This window comes from Deinococcus detaillensis (assembly GCF_007280555.1).
Classification (GTDB): Bacteria; Deinococcota; Deinococci; order Deinococcales; family Deinococcaceae; genus Deinococcus; species Deinococcus detaillensis.
In genome coordinates this window covers 58,932-80,992 of the sequence record NZ_VKDB01000012.1, presented here as the reverse complement: position 1 = coordinate 80,992, position 22,061 = coordinate 58,932, and the positions used below count along the sequence as shown (strand labels likewise).

Below are 22,061 nucleotides of genomic sequence, written 5' to 3'. Positions count from 1 at the left end.
TTCAGCGCTACAGGCCAAGCTGTTCGCGCAGCCGCTGGGCGGTGTTGAAGCTGCCCCGGTCATACAGCACCAACCGCACTTCCAATTCAGGAACCTCGTCCAGATAAGCCGCGATGGTTTGGAGAGCGACTTGGCACGCTAGCCCCAGCGGATAGCCGTAAACGCCGGTGCTGATGGCCGGAAACGACACGCTGGCGCAGCTCGCCCGCGTGGCCAGTTGTAGTGAGGCGCGGTACGCCCCGGCCAGCAATTCCGCTTCACCGCTCTCGCCGCCGCGCCAGATGGGGCCGACGGCGTGAATGATGTGCTGCACGCCCCGACTGCTCAGCTCGAAGGCCGGCGTGATGACGGCGCTGCCGGTGGGCGTGCCGCCGATGGCCCGAATGGAGTGCAACAACCCCGGCCCCGCCGCCCGGTGAATCACCCCGTCCACGCCGCCGCCGCCGATGAGTTGCGCGTTGGCCGCCGTGACGAGGGCGCAGGTGCGCTGGGCAGCGATGTCGCCCTGAATGAGTTGAAGTGGCATGGCGGCAGGATAAAGCAGCGGCGGGATTAGAGGCGACCCCAAACGTCCGGACGCGCTAACGTGTCAGGCAAGTCTCGACAGCCCAATTGGAACAAGCTGAAGCGTCACCGGAGGAAGAAAATATGCGTGTACTGCGCGGGGTTGGTATCGTGGTGTTGGTTTTGTTTTTGCTGGTGGCGGGAGCGCTGATTTATTTCAACAGCGTCACCAACCCGGTTTTATCGGGGGCGCTCAAGTTGCCGGGCCTCAAGGGGCCAGTGACGGTGACCCGTGACCGCTGGGGCGTGCCGCACATCGTGGCTGAGCAGTCGGACGCCGACGCCGTCGAAGCACTGGGGTTCGTTCACGCCCAAGACCGCCTGTGGCAAATGGAATTTCAGCGCCGCGTGGCGCAGGGGCGGCTGAGCGAGGTGCTGGGCGAGGCCGCGCTGGATCAGGATAAATTTCTGCGAACCTGGGGCTTTTACCGCGCCGCCCAGAGCATCATTCCGGCCCTCTCGCCGCGCAGCCGGGAAATGATCAGTGCCTACACCCGGGGCGTCAACGCGGGCATCGCTCAGAACCGCTTGCCGCCGGAGTTCCGCATTCTGGGTTTTAAGCCCGAACCCTGGACCGATACCGACAGCGTGGCGTGGAGCAAGCTGCTGGCCTACGACCTCGGCGGCAACTGGGAAGATGAGTTGCTGGGCCAGCAGATCACGCAAAAACTCGGCCCTGACGCGCTCGGCTCGGTGTTGCCGCCGTACCCGAAAGGTGCGCCGACCATTCTCAGCGCGGAGGAACTGGGAACGGGAGCGCGGCGCGGCTCTGTGCCTCTGCTCGCGGCCCGCTTGCCCGCAACCACTGTCCGTGCTTTGCAAGCCCAACTCGCCGCCGCCCGCTCGCTGGGGTTTGTGAATGCCCCGGGCAAAGGCAGCAACGATTGGGTCATCGGCGGCAGCCGCACCGCCAGCGGCAAACCGATTCTGGCCGACGACCCGCATCTGGGCCTGAGTGCGCCGATGCTGTGGTACTTGGCCGACATTAAAGGGCCGACTCTCCACAGCATCGGGGCCAGCTTGCCGGGACTGCCCGCCATCGTGATTGGCCGCAATGACCGCCTCGCTTGGGGCGTCACCAACGTCAATCCCGACGTGCAAGATCTTTACATTGAACCCGAGGGGGCCAAACTCACCACCCGCACCGAGGTCATTAAAGTCAAGGGCAAGCCGGATGTGGAGTTCCCGGTGGCCGAAAGCGTTCACGGCCCAATCATCTCCGGTGTCAGCGGTGACGCGGCGGCGGTTGGCCCGCGTGTGGCCCTCAAGTGGACGGCCCTCGCGCCGGGCGACACCACCCTGGACGCCTTTTTGGGCCTGAACTACGCCCGCAATTGGACGGATTTCACCGAAGCCCTCAAATTCTACGTGGCTCCCAGTCAGAACTTCGTATATGCCGACGTGGACGGCAATACAGGGTACTACGCTCCCGGCAAGATTCCGATTCGGCAATCACCGAGCAGCAACTGGGACGGCAGTTTGCCCACCCTCGGCGACGGCCAGCACGAGTGGACGGGTTACATTCCCTTTGAAGCCTTGCCGCACACCTTCAACCCCGCCGACAACTTGGTGGTGACGGCCAACAACAAAGTCGTGCCGGACAGCTATCCTTATTTCCTCGCCAATGACCGCAACTGGGCCGAGCCTTACCGCGCCGAGCGCATCACCGAGTTGCTGAGTGCCAAAGACAAACTCACGGTGGCCGACGTGAAAGCGGTGCAAAACGACACCGTGAGTCTGGTGTGGCGCGACCTCAAGCCGTACTTGCTGACGGCCAAGCCGGACGGCGATCTGAGTAGCCAAGCTTTAGAGCGTCTGAGAGATTGGGACGGCAACGAGCGGGCCGACGCCGTGCCGCCGCTGATTTTCGAGGCGTGGCTGATGCAACTGCAAAAGCTCAGTCAAGACGAGCTCGGCAACACCACACCCGTCAACAGCTTGGCGGTGCTGAACGCCCTCAAATCGGGCAGCAAGTTGTGCGCGGTGAATGGGCAGGGCGACTGCAACGCTTGGCTGACCTCCACCCTCAAAGCCGCCGTGACCGACCTCAGCGCCCGCCTCGGCTCCAATCCTGACGGCTGGATCTACGGCAAGTTGCACCAGATGACCAACAACCATCAGGCCTTTGGCGGCGTCAAAGCGATTGGCTGGCTGTTTAACCGCGCCGCGCCTTCGTCTGGCGGCACCAATACCGTGGACGTGGGCCGCCCCAACCCCGGCACTTACCGGCAGACCCACGCGCCGAGTTACCGCCAGATTATCGACCTGTCCGACCTCAACAAAAGCGTGTTCGTCGGCACGCTGGGGCAGGGCGGCAACCCGGTTGGCCCGCACTACGCCGATCAATTGCGGCTGTGGCAGCGCGGCGAGTACATTCCCATGAGCAGCGATCCTACCGATTGGGGCCGCACGCGGGTGCTGAAGCTCTCGGGCGAATAAGCGTCCTTCCCACGCCCAAAGAGCTGACCAGATGGGCAATTCTTCCGACTGCTTTTTCGCCGCGCTTGTTTATACTCCTCTGCATGACTGCTCAAAATGCCGCCGAACCCCGTTACGCCGAACTCGTGCAGGAAGCGGCGACCTGCCTTAAGGCCCACGCTGGCCCCATCGTGATTCTGGCCCACATCGACCCGGACGGAGACGCGCTGGGTAGCTGTCTGGGCCTTCAGCGGGCGCTCAGGTCGCTCGGCAAGGACGCTCAGACCTACATGCAGGTGCCGCGTTACCTGACCTTTTTGCCCCAGGAAGGTGAAGTGCTGCCTCAGCTTGAAACGTGGCCGGAAAACGCTCTGGCTGCCGTGCTGGACGTCGACAACACCGACACGGCGCGGGTGGCTGGAGCCGACATCAGCGCCTTTGAGGGGCCAGTCGTCAACATCGACCACCACGGCACCAACCGCCGCAAGGCCGCTGTCAGCGTGGTCGATCCCTCGCAGGCGGCGGCGGCCATGATGGTCAAAGACGTGGTGGACGCGCTGGGTGCGGCGTGGAGTGCCGACATCGCCACGCCGCTGCTGCTCGGCACCAGCACCGACACCGGCTCGTTCCGGTTTTCCAATACAACCCCGCAGGTGCTGCGAACCGCCGCCGACTTGGTGGAGCGCGGCGCGGCCCTCCCGTGGATCAATGACCAGATGGCCCGCAACCCGCCCCGTTATTACTCTCTGCTGCGCGAAGTGCTCGATCAGATGGCCTTTTCACTGGACGGTTTGGTCGTGTCCTCGCACGTCGACGAAGCCGCATTGAAGCGCACCGGCTCAGCTTGGGAAGACGTGGAGTCGTATGTCAACACCATCCGCAACGCCGACGGCACCGAGTTGGCGGTGATGTACAAAGATTACGGTGAACGGGTCAAGGTGTCGCTGCGCTCCAGGGGACTGGTCAGCGCCCAGAATATCGCGGTGGTGCTGGGCGGTGGCGGTCACGTCGCGGCGGCTGGAGCTTCGGTGGCCGCTCCCTACGCCGAAACGGTGGCCCGCTTTGAAGCGGCGGCGGACGCCGAGTTGCGGCGGGTGGGCCTGCGCTGAGAGCGAAAATACCGAACCGGTTCTGGCTTACGGCGGGCGCTTTGGCGGGTCTGGCGTGGCTGGTGACCGAAACCCACTGGCTGCGGGTGGTGCGCCTGCGCTTGGAGTTGCCGTTCTCTTCGGGCCGCTCCGTGCGGGTGGTGCAGCTCAGCGACCTACATGGCCGCGCCCGTTTTCTGAATGGGAGCATCGCCGCCACAGTCAATGCCCTGAAACCGGATGTGGTGTGCATCACCGGCGATCTGGTCAGCCACCAGAGCGACTTGCCGCGTGTGCTGGCCGAGTTGCGGCGGATTGAGTGCGCCCGCATTTACTTTGTGCAGGGCAACTGGGAGCGTGAGACGCTTTCAGGCTTTCGCAAACGCCTGCTGAGCCAGTCGGAAAGCGCCGCTCTGCTCACCGCCGTTTCCAGCGTGGCGCGGGTGCTGCTCAATGCGGGCGAGAGCATTACGGTTGGCGGTCTGCACCTGCGAATCTACGGCTACGACAACAGTGCCTGCGGCCTTGAGCGTCCCGACTGCTTTTCCGGCAAGGCGGATGTGCGGCTGCTGCTGGCCCACTCTCCCCAGATCATCGAAAGCGTGCGGCGTGGCGCGGTACCTTTCGATCTGCTATTGACCGGACACACCCACGGTGGACAGATTCGGCTGTTCGGCCTGACGGTGGCACGGGGGCGGCGCTGGCACACCGGAGCACGGCGCGAACCCGGTAACGGTTTGTTTTACGTTTCACGCGGGCTGGGCACTACACGGCTGCCGCTGCGGCTGGGCAGTCCGCCGGAAGTGCTGTGCGCGGACTTGGTGGGCTGCCAACCTCATTTACATCGGCCACCCTATTTTCTAAACTTAGAATAGGCTTATCATGAAACTGAAAGCTTTCTTAATATGGGTTTTGTTTGTTCTTAGTCTGATAAGTTTTCTTTTTTCAGCACTCTTTGCCGCAATGGCCTGCTTATCTGCTGGACAAGGTTCAGGTAAAATAGCTGAAGCCCAATGTAATGAAACCTCGAACGTGGTTGCTGGCTCGGTAGTTGTCTTTCTGGTATGCGCTGTCAGCTTGTGGAATATCTATATAACAAGGTCTCTGCGTCACAGATCAGACTCTAAAGACGACCAAAACGTCTAAACCCTCAATCCCAGTCCCACTTGCGCCAGTCGGCTGGCTTGGCAATGCTGCCCTTCCCCTTTTTGGCCTTTGGATCAGGCGCGTAAGGATCGGGGAACCACTCGTAAGCCCCGGCCAGCGCCGCTTCCAGCCGTTTGAGGAGGGCCGCCCGCAAATCTTTTTCCTCACTCTCGCTGAGCGGCTTGGGCTTGGCGGGCTTGCTTTTGCTGACCTTTCGTTTGGGCGCGGCTTCTGGTTGAGGGTCGGGCGGCTGGTGGGCAAAGCCGCGCTTGATCTCGGTGAGCAGTTGCTCCAGGCCTTCCAGATAAGGAGCGCGGGCTTTTTTGACGGCTCCCTTGCGCAGCGCTTCCGGCACGATCACGGGGGTGTAGCGCTCGGCGGCGGCGTCGAGCAGAGCGGCGCGTTTGGCTTGGCGGGCGGCTTTGGCGACCTCGGCGCGTTCGCGGGCCTGCATGGCGCGGTGCTGGGCCAGCAAAAAAGTTTCCTCGCGCTCGGCTTCCTCCACCCGCGTTTCCAAGTACAGCTTGACCGGCGGCAAGCGTCGGCGGCCCATCTTGAGGCCGTTGGGACGGGTCTGGTCGTGATCGCCCAGAAATTCGGCGATCAGGCGCGGTGTCCAGCCCCGGTCTTTGAGGTCTTGGGTGGCCAGAAAGCCGCTTGGGTTGAGCGCCGAGCCCTTGTTCGTGGCTGCTGGCATATTTGCCGTGCCCTGAGCCGAAAAGTGTGCCACCTCCCCAGCTTAAGCCTGCTCGCCGCCGCCGAACTTAAGCGATTCTTCCCATTCACGCCGCAGCAGATCGAGCCGCACGCTGGCGTAACGCTTGCCCTGCCACAGCCGCGCTTCGCGCACGCGGGCGCACTCGGCGTAACCGACCCGCGTTGCAGCGCGAATCATCCGGGCGTTGCCGCTCCAGGTGCTGAGGGTCAGCACGTGCGCCCCAGTTTCCTGAAAAGTCAGGGCCGTCCAGTCGCGCAGCGCCCGCGTGCCGAAGCCGCCGCCCCAGTGCTGCGGATCGTAAATGAGGATGCCCAGTTCCCACCAGCCGCCGCTGCTGGGCGCTTCGGGTGTGCGGGTCACCAAGCCCACCGCTTGCTCACCTACAAAAATCAGGCGTTCGTGGTGGCTTTGGTCGGCTTCTCCGTCTTCCGCTTCTTCTCTGTGTCCGTCCGGCGCTGGCAGCAAATACGGCGCGTCCCACTGCCGCCACTCGGCTGCTGGGTCGGTCAGCCACAACGAAAGCAGCAGCGCTTCGCGGGCGGTTTGGGGACGTAGGGTCAGGGGCAAGGGGGTTGATGGTGGACGGGCCATTGCTGTTAGCTTGCCACAGCCTGCTACCCTGAGCGGTATGACCGCGCGGCAGCATGTGATGTGGCAAAGCCTGGATGAGCAAAAGCTGGGCTTGGAACACCTGCTGACCGGCCAGGGCTGGGCCAGCGGAACAGTGATCGGTAAAGCGCCAGAAGGCCCGTTTACCCTGCGTTACCGCCTTGAGGTCGACGGCAAAGGCTCCTTGGTGGCCGCCGTGCTGAGGCTCTCGGGTCAGGCCTCGCTGACCCTGACCCGCAGCGCCTCGGGGAGGTGGCACGGCAACGGCGGCGAGGAACTGAGCGACTTGAGCGGCTGCACCGACCTCGACCTCAATGTCACGCCCTACACCAACACGCTGGCGTTGCGCCGCCTCGATTTGCATCCCGGCGAAGCGGGAGAAATTCTGGCCGTGGTGGTCGAGGTGCCCAGCCTGACCCGCCGCGTGACCCGTCAGCGCTACACCCGCCTCGGCCCGCACACCTACCGCTACGAAAACCTCGGCGCAGGCTTTAGCACCGAACTGAAGGTAGACGACGATCTGCTGGTGCGCGAGTATCCGGGCCTGTTCGTACAAATCTGAAAGCAGGGCTGTCGGGTATATGTATTAAGTGGTGGCAAAAAGAAAAAGCAGAGCCTTCGCCCTGCCTCCTTTGCCCCATTTAAGTTTAGAATCCGCCGCCCAAGGCTTGGCCGTTGACCGTTCCTGCGCCGCTCTCGAAAGCCATGTCGCTGACCAAAAGGGTGCCTTCGCGCTTAAGCATTCCGGCCTGAATCATGCCGTCGAGGTTTTGAACCGCTTCGGGAGCGAGGTTGGTCAGCAGTTCGCGTAGGGCCGCTTCGGGAGCCTTAAACTGGGCCTGCAACTTGGCGAGGCCCAGCGCGGCCAGCGGGGAAGCGCTCAGCATTTCCACGTTCTCGCTGCTGAGTTCGGCGGCTCCGGGCAATTCGGCCTTGCCCGTCAGTACAATCTCGCCGCTGGGCTGCGTCAAGCTGACGCGGTCGACCGACAGTACCGGCTGGGATTTGAGCAGCGCCACCGCGTCGTCCAGCATCGCCTTTTGCTGGGCGTCGCTGACATCGGGGGTTTGGTTGGGGTTGGCCTGACTTTGCTTGCCGAGTTCGCTGAAGGTCTTGGCAAGTCGCGAGAGCGGCTCGCGGCTGAGGTGATTCATGCTGAGGTGAAGCTGGACATTTTTGTAGTTTTGCGCGGAGCTGCCCGGCATCTCGAGAGCCAGTTGTCCGATGTCGTAAAGCAGGGCCGCATTGTAAAAGCCGCCGTCCAGCGTACTTTTGCCGCCTGCTTTGAGGTCGCTGAGCGTGAAGTTGCCTTTGGCCTCGCCCGACGTGCTGCTGTAGGTCAGGCTTTTGAGGGTCATGGTCTGGTCGCCCACGCCCAGCAGGTCGTCGGCGTTTTGCTTGCGGGTGGTGCCGCTGCCGCTCAGGCCGCTGAAGGTCAGGTTGCCTTCCGGCGAGGTGACTTTGAATTCGGGCCAGTCTATCCGGCTACTAGCGCTCAGGCCGTTGCTCACGTCGCCGGTCAGCGGCTGCCAAGTGATCGCCGCGCCCTGATCGCTGAATTGGCCCTTAGGCACCTCGAAATGGGTATTGGTGCTGCCGTCGAGACCCACCACCGTGCGAATGACGGGCTGCTGGCCGCCGAGGGCTTCTTCTACTTTTTTCTGCAAAGCGGCATCGGCAAACTTGACTTCGGTATCGATCAGGGCGTTGCCCACTGTTTTGAAGCCCGGCAGCGGCCCATGCTGAATGCGGTTGGTGATGATGATCGGCACGCTGCCCGCCTCACCTTCTTTGCCCAGCATCACGTTGAGCACCTGCGTGCTGGACAGGAAGCCGCGCTGATAAGTGCTGCTGGTCACGCGGGCGTAGCCGCTGGCGTTGACCTGCGCTTTGAGGGTGCTGGCCAAGTCTTCTTGGGTCTGCACGGTTTGGCTTCCGGTGTAGGCGGTGGCTCCGGCGAGTGCGCCCAGCACCACCAGCAGGCCAATCCCGAGGGCAGGCAAACCGGAGCGGCGGGGGCTGTCTTTGAGACGAGTCATACATTTAATGTAGCGCTTAGCCAAAGCCGGATGATAGGTACTTTAGGATGACAAAACGGGAGTAAGCAACTTGGCTGATCGAGGTGCAAGTCCAGTCGTTCAAGAATAGAAGGCGCTAAGCTGCCTGAAATCAGTGCCGAGTTGGTCAGCCGTCTGATCGCTGGTCAGTTCCCGCAGTGGGCCAGCTTGCCGGTAAAGCCAGTAGAGGTGAGCGGCTGGGACAACCGAACCTTCCGGCTGGGCGAGCGGATGAGTGTCAGACTGCCCAGCGCCGAGGGGTACACGCCGCAAGTCGCCAAAGAGCAGCGCTGGCTGCCGTTCCTTGCGCCACTCTTGCCGCTGCCGATTCCGACGCCGCTGGGATTGGGCGCTCCTGCTGAAGGCTATCCTTGGCCCTGGTCGGTCTACGGCTGGCTGGAAGGGGAGAGCGCGGTGAGTGCGCCTATCTCCGATTTGGCGCGTGTGGCCTGGCAAATGGCCCATTTTCTGAACGTCCTGCAAAGCCTTGATGCCGAGAGCGGGCCAAGATTCGGGCCGCACAGCTTTTACCGGGGCGGCCCACTGACGAACTACGACGCCGAGACCCGTCACGCCATCGGTATTTTGGGCGCTGAAATAGACGCTGCCGCCGCCCTCGCGGTGTGGGAGGCGGCAGTGTCTGCCACGTGGCACGGCCCGCCGGTCTGGTTTCACGGCGACGTGAGCGCTGGCAATGTGCTGATTGACGGAGGCCAGCTCAGCGCCGTCATCGACTTCGGCTGCGCGGGCGTGGGTGATCCGGCCTGTGACACGGTGATTGCATGGACGCTGTTTGAGGGCGAGAGTCGCCAAGCCTTCGTGAACGCCCTCGCGGCAGATGCGGCGACTTGGGCGCGGGGACGCGGCTGGGCGCTGTGGAAGGCGCTGATTGTGCTGGAAGAGCACTGCGCCTCAGACGCGGTGAAGGCGGCTGAGGCGCGGCGGGTGCTGGGCGAGGTGCTGAGAGGGGAAGTGGTGAGTGGGAGTGGGTGAATGCCGTGAGGCTGTAAAAGTGGTGGTGCTTAGAGCATTCGTCACAAAAGAAGCTCTTTTGTGACCGACCAGAGGGAGTGGAATGCTCTAGGCTTCTGCCGTTCCCAAATACGCGCTCGTCACCGCCGGATCGTCGGCGAGTTGCTGGGCGGGGCCGCTGAGCTTCACGTCTCCCGTTTCCAGAACATACCCGTGATCGCTGCACGCCAAAGCCGCCCGCGCATTTTGCTCGACCAGCAGTACGGTGACGCCGCCCTCGCGCAGCGACTCCACGATCTTGAAAATCTCGCGCACGATGATGGGGGCCAGGCCCAGAGACGGCTCGTCCAGCATCAAGAGTTTGGGTGAGGTCATCAGCGCCCGCCCGATCGCCAGCATCTGCTGCTCGCCGCCCGATAAGGTTCCGGCCAGTTGCTTGCGGCGCTCCAAGAGTCGCGGAAAGCGGACGTACACACCGTCGAGGTCGGCCTTGACGTGGCTGCGGTTGCGGCGGGAAAACGAGCCGAGGAGCAGGTTGTCGGCCACCGTCATCGAGCCGAACAGTTCGCGCTTCTCCGGCACCATCACCAGCCCCCGGCTGACCCGCTCTTCCACGCTGACCCCGCGCAGAGACTCACCCTGATACGCCGCCTCGCCGCGAGACGGCAGCACGCCCGCCAACGCCGAGAGCAGGGTGGTTTTGCCCGCACCGTTGGGGCCGATCACGCTGACGATCTGGCCCGCGTCCACATCCAACGAAACACCGTGAAGGGCTTCCACCCGGCCATAATTGACGTGCAAATCTTGAACAGAAAGGAGGCTCACGCCGCGCCGCCCAAGTAAGCCTCGCGCACGGCGGGGTGCTGCTGAATTTCTCTGGGTGTGCCCTCGGCCAGCTTCTCGCCGTAATTCATGACCACCAAGCGGTCAACCACGTTCATCACCAAATCCATGTCATGCTCCACGATCAAAATGGTGACGCCCTCACCCTGCAACTTGCGCAGCAGCGCCGAGAGTTCACGCTTTTCGCCCACCCGCAGGCCCGCCGCCGGTTCGTCGAGCAGCAGTAACGTCGGGTCGGCCACCAGCGCCCGAGCGATTTCGAGGATGCGCTGCTGGCCCAGCGGCAAATTGCCCGCCAGTTCAAACACGTTGCCGAGGCCCACCCGCCCGAGTTGCTCGGCGGCGGCGTGTTGCAGGGCCGCTTCCTCACTGCGCTCCAAGTGCAAGAGGCTGCGGGTCATTCCGGCGTGGGCGCGGGTATAGCCGCCCATCATGGCGTTGCCGAGCAGCGTCATCTCCGGAAACAGCCGGACGTGCTGAAAGGTGCGGGCCATGCCCAAGCGGGCGATCTGGCGCGAGGCGAAGCGCGAGATGTCTTTGCCGTGCAGGGTGACTTTGCCGGACGTCGGTGGCAGTACCCCGGAAATCACGTTGAAGAGGGTGGATTTGCCTGCGCCGTTGGGGCCGATCAGGCCCAGAATCTCGCCGCTACGCAGGCTAAACGACACCTCGTTGACGGCTTTGAGGCCGCCGAAGTGCTTGGAGACACCTTCCAGCTTGAGCAGTTCTTCACCGGAAGCGGGTTTGACGTGCAGGGGGAGGCGCTCGGTTCCCGGCATCAGGGTTTGAGAAGGCTTGGGAAGAATGCGTTCCAGCAGCGGCCACAGCCCCTCGCGGGCCACCTGAAGCATCAAAATGACCAGGATGCCGAACACGGGGGTCACGAAGTCGCCGGACTGGCCCAGCAGTTTGGGCAGGAGGTTTTGCAACTGGTCGCGCAGCAAAGTAATCAGCCCCGCGCCCAGAATCGCTCCGCCCACCGAGCCGGAACCGCCCACCACGGCCATGAACAGAAATTCGATGCCCTGCGAGAGCCCGAACGGCGTGGGGTTGATAAAGCCCTGCCCGTGCGCGTAGAGCCAGCCCGCCACCGCCGCCAGCACCGCCGAGAGCAGGAAGGTCTGCACCCGCAGGGCGTAGGTGTTGACGCCGAAGCTCTCGGCCACCGTGACGCCGCCCCTCAGCGCTCGCATGGCCCGTCCGGTGCGGCTTTGCAGCAGGTTCTGCGTGACCCAGGCGCACAGCGCCAGCACCGCCCAGACCAGCCAGTAAAAGCGGTTGGGGGTGTTGAGGTCGAGGCCGAACAGCGAGATCGGCGGCACCCCGGTCAGGCCGGTAAAGCCGCCCGCGAACGGCGCGTTGCCGAAGGTGTAGTACAGGCTCAGGCCCCAGGCAATCGTCGCCAGCGGCAGAAAGTGGCCCTGCATCCGCAGCGTGATGGCCCCCAGAATCAGCGCCACCACCCCTGTAACCGTTACCGCCGCGAATAGAGTCAGCCAGGGCGAGAGGCCGAATCTGAGGCACAGCACGGCGCTGGTGTACGCCCCGACGCCCATGAAGGCCGCCTGCCCGAAGCTGGTGCTGCCTGCCACGCCGGTCAGCAGCACCAGCCCCAGCGCCACCAGCGCGTAGATGCCGACGTTGCCGAGCAGGGTCAGGTAAAAGGTGGGCAGCAAGAAGGGCAGCACGGCGATGACTGCGAAGAAGGCTAAGGCCAGCCAAGTTCTCGCGCCGAACTTCATTCCTCTTCCTCAGCGTGGCGGGTGGTGAGCGAGCGCCACAGCAGCACCGGCAAAATCAGCCCGAACACAATCACTTCCTTCCAGGCGCTGAAGCTGAACGAGGCGAAGCTCTCCAGCAGGCCCACCAACAGTGCGCCGAGCGCCGCCACCGGATACGACACCAAGCCGCCGACGATGGCCCCCACGAAGCCCTTGAGGCCGATCAGAAAGCCGCTGTCGTAACTCAGCGGGGTGGAGGGGCCGATCAGCAGGCCGCTGAGCGCTCCGATGGTGGCGGCCAGCGTGAAGCTGACGTAGCCTGCCCGCACCGGACTGATCCCGCTGAGCCTCGCGCCCAGCCGGTTGACGGCGGTGGCCCTGAGCGCTTTGCCTGCCAGGGTGCGGTCAAAGAAGAAATACAGGGCCAGCATCAACGCGGCGCTGACCAAAATAGTCACGAGGCTCTGGGCGCTGAGCTGCACCTGTCCCAGCGTGACCTGGCCCTCGGCAAAGGCGGGTGTGCGCGAGCCTTCCGCCCCGAAAAAGGCCAATCCCAGCCCGCTGAGCACCAAGTGCAGGCTGACGGCGGCGATCAGCAGAACGAGCGTGCTGGCTTCCCGCAGCGGCATGAAGGCCAGCCGGTAGCTCAGCGGCCCCAGCGGCACGACCAGCAGCAGGGTCAGCAGCACTTGCAGCGGCAGCGCCAGCTTGAGCGGTGCCAGCCAGGTCAGCAGCGCCCACAGGCCCGCACCGATGGCAACCGCAGAGAGCAGCACCAGTCCGGCCCGCCTCGCTTGGCCCTGCCGAACTTGCGAAATGCCTTCCACCACCGCGCTGATCGCCAGCAGCGCCAGCACCAGCCACAGCGTGCCGGGAACCTTGCCGAGTTGCAAGCTGGCCAGCGTCAGCGCTCCGAACGAAACGAACTCGCCCTGAGCCACGAAGATGACCCGCGTGACGGCGAAGACCAGCACCAGTGCGAGGCTGAGCAGGGCGTAGACCGCGCCGTTGGTCAGGCCGTCGGCAGCGAGAACGGGGAAGATGGCGGGGTCAAAGATCTGGGCTAAGTCCAAGGGGGTGGCCTCCAGTGTGAGTTTGGGGAAGAAGGGCAAGTTTGCTGGCGCTCACCACCCCCTAAAGAGAGAGGGGGCAAAAGCTAAAAAAAGAGGGGGTGAGTTGGGCGAAGCGGTTGCCCTTCCTTCCCCCTCCAAAATTCAAAAAAGACGGCCCGAAAGCCGCCTCTTTTTTGACATCCAATTACTTCAGCAGTTTCCAAGTGCCGTCTTGCACGACGACCATCACGCGGGAGCGGGCGTCGAGGCCGAGGTGATCGGTGGCCGACATGTTGAAGATGCCGTGCGCCCCGATGACGTTGCGGGTGCCTTCGATGGCGGTGCGGAGCGCCTCGCGGAACTCGGGCGTGCCGGGTTTGGCAGCTTTGAGCGCTTTGGGAATGGCCTTTTGCAAAATCAGGCCGGCGTCGTACATATGCCCCCCGAAGGTGCTGACTGAGCCTTTGCCGTAGACCGCTTCGTACTGGTTGACGTAGCTCAGGCCGACTTTCTTGTTGGGGTTGGTGTCGGGGAGTTGGTCGGCCACCAAAATCGGGCCGGCGGGCAAGATCGCGCCTTCCACATCCTTGCCGCCCACGCGCAGGAAGTCAGGGTTGGCGACGCCGTGCGTTTGGTAGATTTTGCCGGTAAAGCCCCGGTCACGCAGCGCTTTTTGCGGCAGCACGCCCGGCACGCCCGAAGCGCCGATCAATACGGCGTCGGGTTTGGCTGCCGATACCTTGAGCGCCTGCGCCGTGACGCTGGTGTCGGTGCGGTTGTAGCGCTCGGAGGCCACAATTTTGATGCCCTTGGCAGCGGCGTTTTTCTGGAGTTCGGCAAACCAGCCTTCGCCGTAAGCGTCGTTGAAGCCGATGTATCCCACCGTCTTGACCCCGTTTTTGGCCATGTGATCCACGATGGCGGCGGCCATGATCGCGTCGGTCTGCGGCGTTTTAAAGACCCAACTGCGCTTGTCGTCCACCGGCTTGATGATGCTCTCGGAGGCCGCGAGGCTGATCATCGGCACTTTGGCCTGCGCCACCACGTCGATCATGGCGAGGCTGGCGGGCGTGGTGGTCGTGCCGATAATCAAATCGACTTTGTTGTCCTGAATCAGCTTGCGGACATCGGTAACGGCGGTGGTGGTGTCGGAGGCGTCGTCGAGGATGATGTAAGTGACGTCTTGCCCGGCGATTTTCTTGGGCAGCAGGGCCACCGTGTTCTTTTCGGGAATGCCCAAGCTGGCGGCGGGGCCGGTGGCGCTGATAATCACGCCGATGCGGATTTCGGCGCTGGCACTGGTCAAAAGAAGGGCGGTCAGGGAAAACAGTAGGGTGCGTTTCATGAATCTCCTTGCGGGTAAGCGCGGCCAAGGTGAGTGTGCCCGCCGCTGAACTGTGGATGAAGGAAGTATAACCTAACGGGTGTTAGTTTGGGCCGCCTTTACCGCAAAATCAGCTCTCCGTCTTTGACGCCCACCGTCACCGCGCCGCCGCCCTTCAAGCGCCCGAACAGCAGCTCGTCAGCCAGCGGGCGCTTGAGCTTGTCCTCAATCACGCGGGCCAGCGGACGAGCGCCCATTGCCGGGTCGTAGCCGAGCTTGGCGATCAGGGCGCGGGCGGCGGGTGTGACGCTCAGGGTGACGCTGCGCTCCGCAAGTTGGGCGTCCAACTCGGCCAGGAACTTGTCCACCACCTGCGTCATCACCGTTTCTGAGAGCGCGGCAAAGGGAATCACCGCGTCGAGGCGGTTGCGGAACTCCGGCGCGAAGCTGCGTTTGACCGCTTCCATCAGCTCACCCTCGCGGCCCGTGCGCCCGAACCCCAACGCGGGCCGCGAGGCGTCGGCGGCTCCGGCGTTGGTGGTAAACAGCACCATCAAACCGCGCCCGTCGATCTTCTTGCCCGCGTGGTCGGTCAGGGTGCCGTGATCGAGCAGTTGCAAAAACAGGTTGTAAACGTCGGGGTGGGCCTTTTCAATTTCGTCGAGCAGCAACACGGCGTGCGGCTGCTTGGCAATCGCGTCGGTGAGCAGGCCGCCCTGATCAAAGCCCACATAGCCGGGAGGCGCACCGATGAGTCGTGCCACCGTATGCGCCTCCTGATACTCGCTCATGTCGAACCGCAGCAGTTCCACGCCCAGCCGCTCAGCGAGGGCGCGGGCCAGTTCGGTTTTGCCCACCCCGGTTGGTCCTGCGAACAAAAAGGCTCCCTGCGGTTTGCGCGGATCACGCAGGCCAGCGCGGGCCAGCTTGACGGCGCTGGCAATGGCTTTCACGGCGGCGTCTTGGCCGTAGACGCGAGCGCTCAGATCGGTTTCCAACGTCGCCAATGACTGCACTTCCTCGGCCTTGACTTGTCCCACCGGCACACGGGCGATGCGGGCCACCGTCGCCTCGATGTCAGCCTCACTGATCTCGCCGCCCTCGCCGCGCACCGAGCGGGCTGCCCCCGCCTCGTCGATCACGTCAATGGCCTTGTCGGGCAAAAAGCGGTCGCGGATATAGCGGGCCGAGAGCTTCACGGCGGCGTCTAGTGCGGCGTCGCTGTAACTGACTTTGTGGTGTTCGGCGTAGCGGCTTTGCAGCCCCCGCAAAATGTCTAGCGCGTCGGCCTCGCTCGGCTCCGGCACATCCACCACACCGAAGCGCCGCCACAAGGCACGGTCTTTTTCGAGGTGGCGCAACTCCTGCGGCGTGGTCGCGCCCAGCACCCGTAGGCTCCCACGCGCCAGCGCGGGCTTGAGCAAGTTGGCCGCGTCCATGCTGCCGCCCTCGGTGGCTCCGGCCCCGACCAGCGTGTGGAGTTCGTCGATAAACAGCACGGTATTCTGGCCTTCCAGCGCCCTCAGCACGGCCTTGAGGCGCTGCTCGAAGTCGCCCCGGTAGCGGGTTCCGGCGATCAGTGCGCCCATGTCCAAGGCGTAGATGCGGGCCCCTTTGAGGAAGCCTGGAGCCTTGCCGCTCACCACATGCTGTGCCAACCCCTCGGCCAGCGCGGTTTTGCCCACGCCCGGCTCGCCCACCAGCACCGGATTGTTTTTGCTGCGGCGGGCCAGAATGTGCAGCATTCTCGTCAGCTCGTTCTCGCGGCCAATCACCGGGTCAAGCTCTCCGTCCTCGGCCTGCTGGGTCAGGTCAGCGGTGTAAGCGGCCAGCGGGTCTTGAACCGTCTCAGCTTCGGGGGCCATTCCGTCTATCCCCGCGATTTCCTTCTCCCCGTTGCCGCCGTGACTCACGTACTCCAAGAGCGCCAGACGGGTCACGCCCTGAGCTTCCAACGCGGCGCGGGCGAAGCTGTCGGGCTGCTCCATCAGTTCCACCAGTACTAGGTCGCCGGTCACGTCCTGATTGCCCTTGCCGCTGGCGTGGCGCTGCAAGATGGCGTCTTGCACCACTTCCTGCACCGTGAACGTCAGCTCGGGGGCTTCATCGACAGTCTCAAAAGTCGCCAGCACTTCATTCAAATCGGCTTTGAGACGCTCCAAGTCGGTGCCGCTGGCGCTCAGCGCGTTTCTGGCGTCGGGGTCGTCGGTCAGGGCATACAGCAGGTGCTCAAGCGTGACGTATTCGTGGCTGCGCTCAGCGGCGAGGTCAGCGGCGCGTTGGAGGGTGTTGCGGAAGGGTTGGGCAAGCATGGGGTGTCCTCGGGGGCGCTGTGAATAAAGTTTGGAGAGAAGAAAAGTGAAGCTGCTTTACGCGCTCGGCTCCGGCTCGGCCACCACCCGCAGCGGATAGCCTTCGCTGCGGGCGTGCTCTATGACCTGCGCCACTTTGGTTTCGGCCACTTCGCGGGTATACACCCCGGCCACGCCCTGCCCCTTGCGGTGAACGGCCAGCATGATCATCTCGGCGTCGCTGTCCGACTTGCGGAAATAGCGGCCCAGCACCATCACCACGAATTCCATCGGCGTGTAATCGTCGTTGAGCAGCAGCACCCGGTACAGGCGCGGGCGGGTAATTTGGGTGCGCTCCAGGGTTTGGGTATTGGACTGGTCGTTGAAACGGGGATCGGCGGGCGTGCGGCGGGTCATTGCCTGCATGCTACCCCCCTGCGCGGCTGGGCAATGGCATCAGCACAACGTATCGGGCCAGCAAACTGACCGGGCCATCTGACTGAGCTGTCTGACCAGGCCGTGAGAAGTTATCCCCCCTCCCTTGACCCTCTGCGTCAGGCTCGCGTCAGTGCCCCGCGTCACACTGCGGACATGAAAAAGACCCTGATCTCCGCCGTCACCCTCGGCCTTTCGCTTGGTCTCCTGAGCGCTCCCGCCCACGCCGCGCCCAAGATCAGTGCCCAGAGCATCATCGTCAACCCGCTTCCGGCCTCGCTCTCGGTGCAGGTCTGGACGGACCGCGACACCTCCGGCTCGAAGGTGCCCAACTACAAGGTCAACGACAAGATTCGCATCTACACCCGCGTCAGCAGCGACGCGTACGTGTACCTCTTCAACGTTGACCCCAACGGCAAAGTGGACATGATTTTGCCCAACCGCTTTGCCAGCGGCGCGAACTTCGTCAAGGCCAACACCGTCAAGGCGTTCCCGGCCGCCGGCGATCAGTTCACCTTCGACATCGCCGCGCCCTACGGCCTCAACAAAGTCTTGGCGCTGGCCAGCTTGACCCCGCTCAACACCTCCTCGATTGCCAGCTTCAGTGACAGCCAGAGCAACTTTGCCGTGAGCAACGTGCAGGGCCAGCAGCAGCTCGCCCAGGCGCTGAGCATCGTGGTCAACCCGGTTCAGAACCCGATTCCCCAGAACAGCTGGATCAGTGACGTGGCGTACTACAACGTGGCCTACGGCTCCACCGGCAACGCGGCTCCGGTCTACAACTCGCCCGTCGTGACGCTGCCGGCTTGGAACACCCAGCCCGTCTGGCGCACCCAGTTCGAGAGCCAGCAGACCACCGCTCAGATCTACATCCAGTACGCCAACGAACTGCAAAGCAAGGGCTACCGCTTGGTCAACCGTGACGAGCGCGGCAACACCGTCAACGCCCGCTTTCAAGGCGACGACAGCGCCCAGCTGATCATCAGCGTGCGCGGCGGCAAGTTCGACGTGCAGATTATTCGCCGCTGAATTAAGCTCAAAGGTAAAGGTGGCCTCCCCAACTTGTGGGAGGCCACCTTTACCTTTGGCGGGTGCTTAGCCCTTGGTCATTTTGATCGCGGCGCACACCGGCACGACGCTGGGATCGCTGGCGTAGTGGACGTTGATGTAAGCGCCCATGTCACCGGCGATCTTGGTCATGTCGGCGCTCAGCATCACCGTGGCGCTTCCGGCGGCGTCAGCGGTGAAGTTGGGGAACCCGACGCTGACGGGGCCGTTAGACGCACACGGATTAGTGCTCGAATCCGGGCCGAAGGCGTGGTAGTGGGCAATGTAGGCTTTGCCGGGCGTCAGGCCGCTGAGGGTCAGGGTGGTTTTGCTCATGCCGGCGCTATCGGCCATGACGGCCGCCGTGCCCATCGCCGACGGATCCGCTGCCACTGCGTTGTGCTTGAAGGTGTAGGTGGTGGGCTTGGCCATCATCATGGCGCACGATCCCAGCATCGACATGGCCGCCATTCCCAAAATAACTTTGCTTGCTTTCATCATAATCTCCTTGTCTTCTCTGAATCTCGGTGCATTTGACGCCCGCTGTTAGCGGTTGGTCACAGTGATGGTCCCGCTCATGCCTTCATGGTACGAGCAGTAAAACAAATACGTGCCCGCCTGTTTGAAGGTAAAACTGTAGGTATCGCCGTGGTGCAGGTCTCCGGATTGAGGGCCGGCGGCGGTGGTGGATTTGACGTTGTGGGTAATCTGGCCGTCGTGCGTCCAGGTCACGGTGTCGCCCACCTTGATACTGAGGGTAGGCGGGCGAAAGGCATTGTCGATGATGCTGATCTTTTGCAAGCTGACCGGCGCGGGCGCGGCCTTTGCATTCACGGGCGCGGCCTTGCCATTCAGTACGGCGACCTTGAGTACGGCGGCGCACAGCGGCACGCTGGCCGGGTCACTCGCCAGGTGGACATTGACATACGCGCCCGCGTTGCCGGCCAGCACATTCGGCGCGGCGCTCAGCTTGACGCTGGCCCGCCCCTGCGCGTCAGCTTTGAAGGCGGGAAATCCCAACGTCACCGGGCCGTCAGAGTCGCACGCCGAGGCCCCGGGTTGAGCGCCCAGCGCGTGATAGTGGGCCATGTAAGCGGTCTGGGGCGTCAGGCCGCTGAGACTCAGCAGCGATTCGGTGCGCCCAGATGCCAGTGTCTGCACCGTCAGTTGACCGGCAGCCTGAGGCTCAAGGGTGGGGGGCAGATTGTGACGGAACGGATAAACGGCGGCGGGCGCGGCCAGCGAGAAGCCCAGATTCAGGGCGGCACAACCAACGAGGATACGGGCAAATAACCTGGGCAGCATAGGAGTGACCTCAGTGAGTAATACGCCTGATTGTACTCGCTTGGATGTCGGGGCCAAAAAATAAAGCTTGTCTCAAGGACTCGGCAAAAGCCCCACCACCCGTCCTGCCTCCAACTTCAAATGGTGCGTCATTCCTACCGGGGCGTCCTCCTCGCGGTGGGCGATCACCAGCAGGTGGGTGCCGCCCGCCATCATCTCGCCGAGCAGGGCCAGCACCTCTTTTCGGGCGGCGACGTCCAGAAAGTCCAGCCCCTCGTCGACGATCAGGAGTTTGGGGCGGTGAATCAGCGCCCGGCCCAGCAGCAGCCGCCGGAGTTGGCCCTGCGACAGCGTTTCGGCGGAGCGGCTGAGCAGGTCGGCGGCTCCGAGGCGCTCGGCCAATCCTTCGACCTGCTCCTGCTGCTCGGCGCTCAGCGGGTGGGTAAACCCCTCGGTGCCGCCAAAAGCCGAGCCGATGACTTCTCTGCCGCTCCAGTCGCGGCGCTGGCGAATGGCGAGTTCGGCTCCCAGCAGGCCGATGTGCTGCTGGCGCTCGCTGAGCAGATCGCGTCTCAGGAAAGGTCGGCTGACCCGGCCTCCGAGCGCCGGGTGAAATTCTCCGGCCACCAAACGGGCCAGGGTGCTTTTGCCGCAGCCGTTTTCGCCGGTCACCAGCCAGTGCTGTCCTTCGCGCCACGTCCAAGTGATGGGGCCGAGGGCGTGGTGGCCGTTGCGGTAGACCTCAGCCTGTTCGAGTTGCACCAGAACACGGCCCTTTTCTTGGGCGGGCGCAGTCAATTCAAAGGCGGCGGGTCGGCTGGGCAAGGCAGGCGGCGGCGCGTCCACAATCAGTTTTCCGGCGGCGATGTGGGCGTGTTTCCAGGCCAACTGGGGCGCTTCTTCAGGGCGGTGCGTGACCAGCACCACCGCCACCCCCTGCGCCGCCACGCTCTCCAGCACGCCGCGCAGTTCCCTGCGGGCCGTGACGCTCAGGCCGTCGGTGAATTCGTCGAGCAGCAGGGCAGCGGGGCGCGGCATCAGGGCGCGGCCCAGCAGAGCGCGGCGGCGCTGACCGTGACTGAGTGTTCTAAAATCGCGCTCCAGCAATGCTTGTAAGCCGACTTGCGCCGAGACTTCGGCCAGCCGCGCCGCCGCTTCGGGGGAAGCCTCCCACAGCCTGAGGGTGTCGCCGCTGTAACCGGAGAGCAGCACGTCGGCCACCGTCTGCACCCAGTCGCGGGTCAGGTAAAAGGCTTCTTGCTCCGGCGAAACGAGGGCCAGCGCTTTCATGGCCCGCACCGCCGACGTTCGTGGCTGACCGCCCAGAAAATAGCTGCGCTTGCCCTGCGTGGGCGACAACTCGCCGCGCAGCAACTTAAGAAAAGTGCTTTTGCCGCCGCCGTTCGGGCCGGAAATGAGCCACGCCTCACCGGGTCTGAGGCTAAACGTCACGTTTTGCAGCGGCGGCACCCCGCGTCCGGTGGAGACACCGATCAACTCGGCCAGCGGCTGTTCTGGACGGGCCTCGGCCCGCTGCGCCGTCATTTGGCCGCCACCGTGAGCTGCACCGTCACCCGGTCAAGGGCGCGGACACCGTCAGGCAGCACCAGGCTGGGCTGTGCGCTGAAGGTGCCGGGTCGGTAGACGACGCTGGCGGTCACGCTACTGATGCGGGCCAGCGTCTCGGCGGGGCCGATCAGCCGCACGGTGGACGGCTCGACGTTGGACGAAAGCACGCTCAGATTGCTCGGCACCCCGCTGAGCCTGACCGGCACGCTGCGAATCGGCAAATTGCCGCTGTCGATCCGGTCCACCGTGATGCTCGAAGGTGTCAGGCGCACGTCCACCGTTTTGCCTTTGGCGTCCAGCGCCAACAAACGGGCCTCGGTCTGGTTGCCCTGCGAGAGCGTCACCGGCTCGGTAATCACCCGCTCGACGGTGCCGACCACCTGACTCGGCCCGCTGACCGTGACCTGGCGCGGCGCGAGAACGTACCTCGGCACGCTGTCGCTGGGCGGCGCGGTGACACTGAGGATCACCGGCTGGGTGCGGCTCAGCTCGGCGTCGATGCGGCCCTGCGCCACCGTCGGCGCGACCTTGAGGCTGCGGGTGGCGTCGGGGCCGACCACCCGCACGGTGCGGCTGAATTCGCCGTCGGGCAAGTCGGTGATGTCCACGAACGCCTGAATATCGCTGGCATTCAGGGCCGCGAGGCGCTGGCGGCTACCGCTGAGGGTCACGATCACGCTGGCCGGATTCAGGCCGCTGACCGCCCGTTTTTCGCTGCCCCCGGTGGTGTCGCGCACGTCGACGGCCACACTAAAATTTTGCTGAATGCTGGCGCGGCGGTCTTCGGTGGCCACGAACCACAGCGCAAAGGCCAGCAGCAGCGCCAGAAACTTCTGCGGCAAGTTGTGCAGCAGGCGCTGCCACCAGTAGCGCACGAAGTGGGAAACCCGGTTCACACTCAGGGCAGGGCGGCTCACGGCGTT

At 63.9% G+C, this 22,061-nt stretch carries 20 protein-coding genes; 6 read left to right on the top strand and 14 right to left on the bottom strand.

Translation table 11 applies throughout. The annotated features are described in order from the left end of the window. Nucleotides 1-7: 7 nt before the first annotated feature. Nucleotides 8-526 (bottom strand): macro domain-containing protein, encoded by a 519-nt coding sequence (locus FNU79_RS11685; protein ID WP_143721012.1) that lies wholly within the window; start codon nucleotides 524-526, stop codon nucleotides 8-10. Nucleotides 527-648: 122 nt separating this feature from the next. On the opposite strand from FNU79_RS11685, the gene FNU79_RS11680 reads away from it, so the two are divergent. The 3 genes from FNU79_RS11680 (at nucleotide 649) to FNU79_RS11670 (ending at nucleotide 4,945) form a co-directional block, all read left to right on the top strand. Further along, entirely contained in the window at nucleotides 649-3,003 is a 2,355-nt protein-coding gene (locus FNU79_RS11680; RefSeq protein ID WP_143721011.1) for a penicillin acylase family protein, read from the top strand. An 83-nt stretch (nucleotides 3,004-3,086) separates the two neighbouring features. Then, on the top strand, nucleotides 3,087-4,091 hold the full coding sequence (locus tag FNU79_RS11675; protein ID WP_143721010.1) for a DHH family phosphoesterase: 1,005 nt from the start codon (nucleotides 3,087-3,089) through the stop codon (nucleotides 4,089-4,091). Between the two features lie 62 nt (nucleotides 4,092-4,153). Continuing rightward, nucleotides 4,154-4,945 carry a metallophosphoesterase gene (locus tag FNU79_RS11670; RefSeq protein ID WP_185974692.1) on the top strand — a complete coding sequence of 264 codons (792 nt, stop codon included), beginning with the start codon at nucleotides 4,154-4,156 and terminating at the stop codon, nucleotides 4,943-4,945. A gap of 275 nt (nucleotides 4,946-5,220) precedes the next feature. On the opposite strand, the gene FNU79_RS11665 is transcribed toward FNU79_RS11670, so the two are convergent. Together FNU79_RS11665 and FNU79_RS11660 are read right to left on the bottom strand one after the other, a co-directional pair. Beyond that, nucleotides 5,221-5,913 (bottom strand): hypothetical protein, encoded by a 693-nt coding sequence (locus FNU79_RS11665; RefSeq protein WP_143721040.1) that lies wholly within the window; start codon nucleotides 5,911-5,913, stop codon nucleotides 5,221-5,223. Between the two features lie 42 nt (nucleotides 5,914-5,955). Further along, nucleotides 5,956-6,525, bottom strand: a complete 570-nt coding sequence (locus FNU79_RS11660) for a GNAT family N-acetyltransferase (RefSeq protein WP_143721008.1) — start codon at nucleotides 6,523-6,525, stop codon at nucleotides 5,956-5,958. A gap of 37 nt (nucleotides 6,526-6,562) precedes the next feature. On the opposite strand from FNU79_RS11660, the gene FNU79_RS11655 reads away from it, so the two are divergent. Continuing rightward, nucleotides 6,563-7,105: a putative glycolipid-binding domain-containing protein gene (locus tag FNU79_RS11655; RefSeq protein WP_143721007.1), complete on the top strand. Its 543-nt coding sequence runs from the start codon at nucleotides 6,563-6,565 to the stop codon at nucleotides 7,103-7,105. A gap of 85 nt (nucleotides 7,106-7,190) precedes the next feature. Here FNU79_RS11655 and FNU79_RS11650 read toward each other — a convergent pair whose 3' ends face one another. Next, nucleotides 7,191-8,582, bottom strand: coding sequence for a YdgA family protein (locus tag FNU79_RS11650; RefSeq protein WP_143721006.1), 1,392 nt, complete (start codon nucleotides 8,580-8,582; stop codon nucleotides 7,191-7,193). A gap of 141 nt (nucleotides 8,583-8,723) precedes the next feature. On the opposite strand from FNU79_RS11650, the gene FNU79_RS11645 reads away from it, so the two are divergent. Beyond that, a complete protein-coding gene (locus tag FNU79_RS11645) occupies nucleotides 8,724-9,593 on the top strand; it encodes an aminoglycoside phosphotransferase family protein (RefSeq protein WP_225430035.1) in 870 nt (289 codons plus the stop codon). An 87-nt stretch (nucleotides 9,594-9,680) separates the two neighbouring features. Here FNU79_RS11645 and FNU79_RS11640 read toward each other — a convergent pair whose 3' ends face one another. The 6 genes from FNU79_RS11640 to clpS form a co-directional block, all read right to left on the bottom strand. After that, the gene (locus FNU79_RS11640; protein WP_124870966.1) at nucleotides 9,681-10,397 is read right to left on the bottom strand and encodes an ABC transporter ATP-binding protein; all 717 of its coding nucleotides are present in this window, start codon (nucleotides 10,395-10,397) and stop codon (nucleotides 9,681-9,683) included. After that, nucleotides 10,394-12,157 carry a branched-chain amino acid ABC transporter ATP-binding protein/permease gene (locus tag FNU79_RS11635; protein WP_143721004.1) on the bottom strand — a complete coding sequence of 588 codons (1,764 nt, stop codon included), beginning with the start codon at nucleotides 12,155-12,157 and terminating at the stop codon, nucleotides 10,394-10,396. The genes FNU79_RS11640 and FNU79_RS11635 overlap by 4 nt, the downstream gene beginning before the upstream one ends. Beyond that, nucleotides 12,154-13,209, bottom strand: coding sequence for a branched-chain amino acid ABC transporter permease (locus FNU79_RS11630; RefSeq protein WP_225430034.1), 1,056 nt, complete (start codon nucleotides 13,207-13,209; stop codon nucleotides 12,154-12,156). Before FNU79_RS11630 ends, FNU79_RS11635 begins: the two co-directional genes overlap by 4 nt. Nucleotides 13,210-13,393: 184 nt before the next feature. Next, complete coding sequence (locus FNU79_RS11625) at nucleotides 13,394-14,533, bottom strand: ABC transporter substrate-binding protein (RefSeq protein ID WP_143721003.1); 1,140 nt, start codon at nucleotides 14,531-14,533, stop codon at nucleotides 13,394-13,396. Nucleotides 14,534-14,631: 98 nt separating this feature from the next. Continuing rightward, nucleotides 14,632-16,824: an AAA family ATPase gene (locus FNU79_RS11620; RefSeq protein WP_143721002.1), complete on the bottom strand. Its 2,193-nt coding sequence runs from the start codon at nucleotides 16,822-16,824 to the stop codon at nucleotides 14,632-14,634. 57 nt (nucleotides 16,825-16,881) lie between these two features. Beyond that, nucleotides 16,882-17,220: an ATP-dependent Clp protease adapter ClpS gene (gene clpS, locus FNU79_RS11615; protein ID WP_164473455.1), complete on the bottom strand. Its 339-nt coding sequence runs from the start codon at nucleotides 17,218-17,220 to the stop codon at nucleotides 16,882-16,884. Nucleotides 17,221-17,394: 174 nt separating this feature from the next. Here clpS and FNU79_RS11610 point away from each other — a divergent pair, with 174 nt between their 5' ends. Further along, nucleotides 17,395-18,267 carry a DUF4384 domain-containing protein gene (locus FNU79_RS11610; RefSeq protein ID WP_143721001.1) on the top strand — a complete coding sequence of 291 codons (873 nt, stop codon included), beginning with the start codon at nucleotides 17,395-17,397 and terminating at the stop codon, nucleotides 18,265-18,267. A gap of 66 nt (nucleotides 18,268-18,333) precedes the next feature. Here the strand turns inward: FNU79_RS11610 and FNU79_RS11605 are convergent, their stop codons facing one another. From FNU79_RS11605 to FNU79_RS11590, 4 genes are all read right to left on the bottom strand, one after another. Next, complete coding sequence (locus FNU79_RS11605) at nucleotides 18,334-18,786, bottom strand: CHRD domain-containing protein (protein WP_143721000.1); 453 nt, start codon at nucleotides 18,784-18,786, stop codon at nucleotides 18,334-18,336. A 45-nt stretch (nucleotides 18,787-18,831) separates the two neighbouring features. Beyond that, nucleotides 18,832-19,590 carry a cupredoxin domain-containing protein gene (locus FNU79_RS11600; protein ID WP_143720999.1) on the bottom strand — a complete coding sequence of 253 codons (759 nt, stop codon included), beginning with the start codon at nucleotides 19,588-19,590 and terminating at the stop codon, nucleotides 18,832-18,834. A gap of 72 nt (nucleotides 19,591-19,662) precedes the next feature. Next, complete coding sequence (locus FNU79_RS11595; RefSeq protein WP_143720998.1) at nucleotides 19,663-21,114, bottom strand: ATP-binding cassette domain-containing protein; 1,452 nt, start codon at nucleotides 21,112-21,114, stop codon at nucleotides 19,663-19,665. Next, nucleotides 21,111-22,055 carry a CdaR family protein gene (locus FNU79_RS11590; protein ID WP_185974691.1) on the bottom strand — a complete coding sequence of 315 codons (945 nt, stop codon included), beginning with the start codon at nucleotides 22,053-22,055 and terminating at the stop codon, nucleotides 21,111-21,113. The genes FNU79_RS11595 and FNU79_RS11590 overlap by 4 nt, the downstream gene beginning before the upstream one ends. Nucleotides 22,056-22,061: the final 6 nt, after the last annotated feature.